This is a genomic window from Xanthobacter sp. BG11Y11_SDJG, assembly GCF_057364445.1.
Window position 1 is genome coordinate 1 of the sequence record NZ_JBNFNU010000231.1, and the last position, 6,756, is coordinate 6,756.

At 69.5% G+C, this 6,756-nt stretch carries 8 protein-coding genes; 5 read left to right on the forward strand and 3 right to left on the reverse strand.

The window, feature by feature from the left end:
• Window positions 1-177: 177 nt before the first annotated feature.
• Window positions 178-543, reverse strand: coding sequence for a hypothetical protein (locus AC2W7M_RS16840; protein ID WP_486133445.1), 366 nt, complete (start codon window positions 541-543; stop codon window positions 178-180).
• Window positions 544-728: 185 nt separating this feature from the next.
• Between AC2W7M_RS16840 and AC2W7M_RS16845 the strand changes: the two genes are divergently transcribed.
• Complete coding sequence (locus AC2W7M_RS16845; protein WP_486133456.1) at window positions 729-1,349, forward strand: YfbR-like 5'-deoxynucleotidase; 621 nt, start codon at window positions 729-731, stop codon at window positions 1,347-1,349.
• Window positions 1,346-1,852 (forward strand): tyrosine phosphatase family protein, encoded by a 507-nt coding sequence (locus AC2W7M_RS16850; RefSeq protein ID WP_486133447.1) that lies wholly within the window; start codon window positions 1,346-1,348, stop codon window positions 1,850-1,852. The genes AC2W7M_RS16845 and AC2W7M_RS16850 overlap by 4 nt, the downstream gene beginning before the upstream one ends.
• 301 nt (window positions 1,853-2,153) lie before the next feature.
• Here the strand turns inward: AC2W7M_RS16850 and AC2W7M_RS16855 are convergent, their stop codons facing one another.
• A complete protein-coding gene (locus tag AC2W7M_RS16855; protein WP_486133458.1) occupies window positions 2,154-3,041 on the reverse strand; it encodes a branched-chain amino acid aminotransferase in 888 nt (295 codons plus the stop codon).
• A 213-nt stretch (window positions 3,042-3,254) separates the two neighbouring features.
• Between AC2W7M_RS16855 and AC2W7M_RS16860 the strand changes: the two genes are divergently transcribed.
• The 3 genes from AC2W7M_RS16860 to AC2W7M_RS16870 all read left to right on the forward strand — a co-directional run bounded on the left by AC2W7M_RS16860 (window position 3,255) and on the right by AC2W7M_RS16870 (window position 5,972).
• On the forward strand, window positions 3,255-3,797 hold the full coding sequence (locus AC2W7M_RS16860) for a MarR family winged helix-turn-helix transcriptional regulator (RefSeq protein WP_486133449.1): 543 nt from the start codon (window positions 3,255-3,257) through the stop codon (window positions 3,795-3,797).
• A gap of 67 nt (window positions 3,798-3,864) precedes the next feature.
• Window positions 3,865-4,587, forward strand: a complete 723-nt coding sequence (locus tag AC2W7M_RS16865; RefSeq protein WP_486133451.1) for a response regulator — start codon at window positions 3,865-3,867, stop codon at window positions 4,585-4,587.
• Window positions 4,584-5,972: an ATP-binding protein gene (locus AC2W7M_RS16870; protein ID WP_486133453.1), complete on the forward strand. Its 1,389-nt coding sequence runs from the start codon at window positions 4,584-4,586 to the stop codon at window positions 5,970-5,972. Before AC2W7M_RS16865 ends, AC2W7M_RS16870 begins: the two co-directional genes overlap by 4 nt.
• Before the next feature lie 7 nt (window positions 5,973-5,979).
• On the opposite strand, the gene AC2W7M_RS16875 is transcribed toward AC2W7M_RS16870, so the two are convergent.
• Window positions 5,980-6,606, reverse strand: a complete 627-nt coding sequence (locus AC2W7M_RS16875) for a pyridoxamine 5'-phosphate oxidase family protein (protein WP_486133455.1) — start codon at window positions 6,604-6,606, stop codon at window positions 5,980-5,982.
• Between the last annotated feature and the right edge of the window lie 150 nt (window positions 6,607-6,756).

Here is a 6,756-nt window from a genome sequence, read left to right on the forward strand (position 1 = left end):
CCACAGGCCGCCGCCGGGATGGGCGCCGCGCCGCGCCAGCAGCACGCGCCCGTCGCGGAACACCGCCGCGCTCGCGGCAAGGGTGGGACGGACGGCTTCGCTCATCGGCAACTCCGGCGGGATCGGCGGGCAGCACAGTAGTCGCCCCGCGGCCGCTCCGGCAACGGCAGCTCCCGCCTACGACTTCGCCTCCTCGGTGCGGAAGACGATGCCGCATTTCTTGTGGATCGAGATCTGCTCGATGGCTTCCATCTCGCCCTTCAGGCGCGCCAGCTCGGCGGTCTGGGCGTTGTCGCCGCCGACCATGAAGGCGGCGGGCCAGAAGATCACCACCGCCACGGCCGTAACCACCGCGTCGGACGCCGCCTGCCGGTTCTGGGTGCCCGTGAGCGCCACGGCGCGGGCGGAGATGCGCTCGGCCTCCTGGGCCAGCTGCTGGCAGGTATAGCTTTGGTACTGGAGGGGCGAGACATAGGCCGCCGAGACCTGGTCCGCCGACTTTGCGCAACCCGCGAGGGCAAGCGCCGCGAGACCCGCCGCCACCCGTCTTTCAGACCCGCGCACGCTGCCCCCCGCTGCTGCAATTCCTGGTCGTTGGAACCCCATAATCAATCTAAGAGTGTATTTTGACTTTGTGCAACTTTATTCCCATTCCGGGCGGCATTGGCGCACCCGGCCCCTCCGGCCTAACGTCCGCTTCGAGACGGAAGGCCCGATTCGTGAGCGAGATGAAGCCAGATCACCCCCCGGCGCGCCGCGCCGGCCCCCAGCGCGCATGGCAGCGCATGCTCTCCGGGCGGCGGCTCGATCTGCTCGACCCCTCCCCGCTCGACGTGGAGATCGAGGATATCGCCCACGGCCTTGCGCGGGTCGCCCGCTGGAACGGCCAGACCCATGGCGCGCACATCTTCTCGGTGGCGCAGCACGCGCTGCTGGTGGAGCGCATCGCCCGCGCGGCGTTTCCCGACATCGACGCCCGCTGGCGGCTGTGCGTGCTGCTGCACGACGCCCCCGAATACGTGATCGGCGACATGATCTCCCCGTTCAAGGCGGTGATCGGCGGCGACTACAAGGCGGTGGAGGCGCGCCTTCTGGCCGCCATCTCGCGGCGCTTCTCGCTGCCGGTCCACTGGCCGGTGGCGCTCGTGAAGATCGTCAAAAGCGCCGACCGCTCGGCCGCCTACTACGAGGCGACGCAACTCGCCGGCTTCGCCGAGCCGGAGGCGCGGCGCTTCTTCGGCGCCCCGGCGCCGCTCGACCCGGCGGTGCTTCAGGAGTATTTGTCGCCCTGGACGGCGGACCGGGCGAAAGCCCGGTTCCTCGAACGGTTCGAGGAGCTGAAGCCATGATCCATGTCTGCTCCCTTTCCCGGCTTCACGAGACGGTGGAGCGCTCGGGCGCGCGCCACGTCATCACGCTGATGAACGGCGGCACGGTGCTGGCGCGGCCGTGCAACGTCGATCCCACCAACCACCTGTTCCTCGGCCTCAACGACATCGCCGAGGAGATCGAAGGGCTGGTGGCGCCGGCCGACAGCCACATGCACGAGCTGTTCGACTTCGTTTCCGCCTGGCCGCGGGAGGCGCCGCTGGTGATCCACTGCTATGCGGGCATCTCGCGATCCACCGCCGCAGCCTACGCCACCCTGTGCGCGCTGCTGCCGGAGCGCGACGAGATGGACCTCGCCTTGCGCCTGCGCGAGGCCTCGCCGACCGCGACGCCGAACCCGCGCATCGTCGCGCTCGCGGATGCCGCCCTGCGCCGCGATGGCCGGATGGTGGCCGCCATCGCCGCCATCGGCCGCGGCAAGGACGCCTTTGAGGGCGAACCGTTCAGCCTCGCCGTGGCCTGAGGCAGGAAGGCCTGCGAGAAAGCCCGAGGCAAGGAAAGCCCGAAGCAGGACGCGGCCGGACAATCGCCCGGCGGCTGCCCCGCTGCGGCCGCAGCCATTCCCGCCCGGACCGTGGGCCGCCGCCCGATCGGCCGCAGGCTCCGGCCGGATGGCGGGCGAAGCGGCGGCAGCCCGCTTACCCGGCCTGTTGCCGCCCGCGCCTTTTGAAACAGCCCGCTGAAGCGGCCTGTTGCCGCCTGCTCCCTTTGAAACAGTCCGCTTACGCGGCCTGTTTCTAGCCGCTTATTCTGAAACAGTCCGCTTACGCGGCCTGTTTCTTGGGCTGCACTTCCGCGGTGTAGGCGTCCATGAGCTGGTGGGTGATGCCGGTGGGGGTGAAGGTCCAGTCCGCGATCGAGCCGACCGGGGTCACCTCAGCCGCCGTGCCGGTGATGAAGCACTCCGAGAAGTCGGACAGCTCCTCCGGCTTGATGTGGCGCTCCACCACTTCGATGCCGTGCCGGCGCGCGAGGTCGATCACCGTGCGGCGGGTGATGCCGTCGAGGAAGCAGTCGGGCGTCGGAGTGTGGATCACCCCGTCCTTGACGAAGAACAGGTTGGCACCGGTGCACTCGGCCACCAGGCCGCGATAGTCCAGCATCATCGCGTCGGCATAGCCGCGCCGCTCGGCGCGGTGCTTGGAGATGGTGCAGATCATATAGAGGCCCGCCGCCTTGGCGCGGCAGGGGATGGTGGCCGGGTCGGGCCGGCGCCACTCCGACAGATCGAGCCGCAGGCCCTTCAGGCGCTGCTCGGGGTCGAAATAGCTCGGCCACTCCCACACGCCGATGGCGAGGTGGATCTTGTTGTTCTGCGCCGAGACGCCCATCATCTCGCTGCCGCGCCACGCCACCGGGCGCACATAGGCGTTGGTGAGGTTGTTCTTCTCCAGCGTCAGGCGCTTGGCGGCGTCGATCTCGCCGATGGTATAGGGGATGGTGAAGTCCAGCATCTCCGCCGACAGGCGCAGCCGCTCGGAATGTTCCGACGACTTGAAGATCTCACCGCCATAGGCGCGCTCGCCCTCGAACACGCAGCTCGCATAGTGCAGGCCGTGCGAGAGCACGTGCAGCTTGGCATCGCGCCAGGGCACCAGGGCCCCGTCGTACCAGATGAAGCCGTCACGTTGATCGAAGGGGACAGACGCCACGCTCATGATGAAGACTCCTCCTCGGCGCGGATGACCGCGCCCCTCCCCACGGGCACCGCATTCGCTTTGCAGCGGTGCCACATGAAGATATCTTTACGCCCGCTAAGGAAGCTGGCAACACCACGAAAGGATCGAACGTCTGCGATACCGTCGGCGACCGATCATTTCGCGAAACCGAGTTCCTGCGTAACGATCACACTGAAAAAAGTCAACATGGCTGACATAAACATTCTCGCCGCCCCCGCCGCCCAAGCCGAGCGCGCCGTCCCGGCCGAGCGCGGCGAGGACGCGCCGCTGGTGGATCTGATCGAGCTTTTCTTCTTCGCCTACCGCGACTTCGTGGGCGATCCCGACGAGATCCTCGCGCCCATCGGCTTCGGCCGGGCGCACCACCGGGTGATCCATTTCGTGAACCGGCATCCGGGCATGCGCGTCACGGACCTGCTCGACATCCTGCGCATCACCAAGCAGAGCCTCGGCCGGGTGCTCCGGGAGCTGGTGGACGAGGGCTTCGTGGAGAGCCGCGCGGGCGCCTCGGACCGCCGCCAGCGCCTGCTGTTCCCCACCCCCAAGGGCGAGACGCTGGCGCGCCAGTTCACCGAGATCCAGAGCCGGCGCATCTCGCGCGCGCTCGACACCTGCGGGCCAAACGGCCGCGAGGGGGCCTACCGCTTCCTTCTCGCCATGATCAACCCCGATGATCGCGCCGCGGTGGAGCGGCTGATCCAGCGCGCCGACCGGGCGCGGCGCGTCTGAGAACCGCCGCCCGCGCGCCCATAGACCTGCAGAGCCCCGCGCGCGGCGCGGGCGCCGGGAGCATTCGATGTCCGAGACCGCCACCGCCCCCTCCGCCCAGGCGCGCCTGCCGGACGACGCGCCCCATCTCCTGGTGGTGGACGACGACAGCCGCATCCGCGCTCTGCTCATGCGCTTCCTGAGCGAGAACGGATATCGCGTCACCACCGCCGCCTCTGCCGCCGAGGCGCGCGCGCGGCTCGACGGGCTCGCCTTCGATCTTCTGGTGCTGGACGTGATGATGCCCGGGGAGAGCGGCGTCGACCTCGCGCGCTCCCTGCGCACCACCTCCGCGGTGCCGATCCTGATGCTCACCGCCCGGTCCGAGATCGCCGACCGCATCAACGGCCTGGAGGCGGGCGTCGACGACTATCTGGGCAAGCCGTTCGAGCCGCGCGAATTGCTGCTGCGCATCGGCTCGATTCTCAAGCGCGCCGCCCCGCCGCCGCAGAAAGCGATCGAGAGCGTGAAGTTCGGCGACTTCACCTTCCATCTGGATCGCGGCGAGCTGACCCGCGCCGGCGAGGTGGTGCGCATCACCGAGCGCGAGCGCGACATGCTGCGCACGCTCGCCACCGAGCCGGGCGAGACCGTACCGCGCCTCGCGCTGGCGGGCGGCGGTGCCATCTCCGAGCGCGCCGTGGACGTGCAGGTGAACCGCCTGCGGCGCAAGATCGAACGCGATCCCGCCAATCCGGCGCACCTGCAGACCGTGCGCGGCATCGGCTACCGGCTGGTGGTGACCCCTTGAGCACGACCGACACGGGGCTCGGGGCCCTCAAGAGCCTCGGCGCCCGGCTGGCGGAGGCCAACGCGAAATTCTCCGCGTGGCTCAACCGCGTGACGCCGAAGGGGCTCTACCCCCGCTCGCTGCTCATCATCGTCACGCCCATGGTGATCCTCCAGTCGGTGGTCGCCTTCGTGTTCATGGAGCGCCACTACAACACCGTGACGCGCCGGCTCTCGGCCTCCGTGAGCCAGGACATCTCGGCGGTGGTGGCGCTCTACAAGGTGCTGCCGCCGGACAAGGACCATGCGGTCCTGCGCCGGATCGCCTGGCGCAACCTGCTGCTCAATGTGGAGGTGCTGCCGCCCGACCCGCTGCCGCCGCAGGGACCGAAGCCGTTCTTCTCGATCCTCGACAGCGCGCTCTCGCGCGAGATCGGCAGGCGCGTCAGCCAGCCGTTCTGGATCGACACCGTGGGCCGCTCCGACCTCATCGACGTGCGCATCCAGATGGACGACGCGGTGCTGCGCATCTTCGCCCCGCGCAGCGCGGCCTACGCCTCCAACTCGCACATCTTCCTGTTGTGGATGGTGGGCACCTCGCTGGTGCTGCTCACCGTCGCCATCCTGTTCCTGCGCAACCAGATCCGCCCGATCGAGAACCTCGCCGACGCGGCCGAGGCGTTCGGCAAGGGGCGGGACGTAGAGAATTTCCGCCCCTGGGGGGCGCGCGAGGTGCGCCGGGCGGCGATCGCCTTCCTGGAGATGAAGCGGCGCATCGAACGGCAGATCGAGCAGCGCACCACCATGCTGGCCGGCGTCTCCCACGACATGCGCACCATCCTCACCCGCTTCAAGCTGGAACTCGCCTTCCTGCCCGAGGGGCCGGAGGTGGAGGCGCTCAAGAAAGACGTGGACGAATTGCAGGGCATGCTTGAGGCCTATCTCGCCTTCGCCCGCGGCGATCCCGGCGAGCAGGCCCAGCTTACCGACATGAGCCAGCTGATCGAGGACCTGCGCCTCAATGCCGAGCGCGACGGTGCGGTGGCGCGCGCGAGCTTCATGGGGCCGCCTTTGGTGGAGGTGAAGGCCGAGCAGCTCAAGCGCTGCATCGGCAACCTCGTCGGCAATGCCGTGCGCTACGCCCGGACGCTGGAGATCACCGGCACGCGCGACGCACGCTATCTCATCGTCAGCGTCGACGATGACGGGCCGGGCATTCCCGAGGAGAAGCGCGAGGAGGTGTTCCGCCCTTTCCTGCGCCTCGACGACGCGCGCAACCAGGACGCCTCCGGCACCGGCCTCGGCCTGTCCATCGCCCGCGACATCGCCCGCGCCCATGGCGGCGACGTGGTGCTCGCCGACAGCCCCATGGGCGGGCTTAGGGCAACCCTGCGCCTGCCGGTCTGATCCCGCGTCATCCCGCCGGACCGCCGGCCGCCGCGTCGCGCTCGGCCAGCGCGGCTTCCAGCTCGGCGATGCGGGCGCGCATGGCGTGGACGGAGGGCGCCAGATCGGCCGCGGTGAAGCGCGGCGTGATGTGCTGCGAGCAGTTCCACTCGAACGCCTCCACCTGGATGACGAAGGCGCGCTCCACGCGCGCCTTGTAGCCGGCGTCGCTCAGCAAGGCCACGAAGTCCGGGTCCGCGCCGGCCTCCACCGCGCGCATCCGCCCGAGCAGCTTCAGGCGGGCGCGGCGGGCATAGTCCATGAAGAACAGCGCCACGCGGTCGTCGGCGCTGGTATTGCCGAGGCTCACATATTGCCGGTTGCCGCGGAAATCGGCGAAGCCGATGGTCGCCGGGTCGAGGATCTTCACGAAGCCCTGCGGGCCGCCGCGATGCTGCATGTAGGGCCAGCCGGTCTCGGTGACGCTGGCGAGATAGAAGCTGTCCCGCGCGCCGATGAAGGCGGCCTCCTGCTCGCCAAGGCGGTCCGGTCCCGCGGCGCCGAGCCGGTGATCGAAGGCCTCGCGGCTGCCATTGGCCGCCTGCGCAGCGCGCACGGCGGGCGTGAAGACGGTTTCCAGGTAGCGTGCGGTCATCCGAGAAGCTCCTGCGGCAGGTCGTCCAGCATCTGGCGAAACGGCGTGTGAGAATTGAGCGCCCGGGCCATCACCAGGCTGCCCTGGATCATCATCACGGCACGGACGGCGCGGCGGCGCGCCGCGTCGGGGCGGGGTGGCCGGCCGCGG

What these genes read in the sequence shown, in the direction of transcription:
- AC2W7M_RS16845 (WP_486133456.1), top strand. Translation starts at nt 729, where the DNA reads ATGAAGCCAGATCACCCCCCGGCGCGCCGCGCCGGCCCCCAGCGCGCA.
- AC2W7M_RS16850 (WP_486133447.1), top strand. Translation starts at nt 1,346, where the DNA reads ATGATCCATGTCTGCTCCCTTTCCCGGCTTCACGAGACGGTGGAGCGC.
- AC2W7M_RS16860 (WP_486133449.1), top strand. Translation starts at nt 3,255, where the DNA reads ATGGCTGACATAAACATTCTCGCCGCCCCCGCCGCCCAAGCCGAGCGC.
- AC2W7M_RS16865 (WP_486133451.1), top strand. Translation starts at nt 3,865, where the DNA reads ATGTCCGAGACCGCCACCGCCCCCTCCGCCCAGGCGCGCCTGCCGGAC.
- AC2W7M_RS16875 (WP_486133455.1), bottom strand. Translation starts at nt 6,606, where the DNA reads ATGACCGCACGCTACCTGGAAACCGTCTTCACGCCCGCCGTGCGCGCT.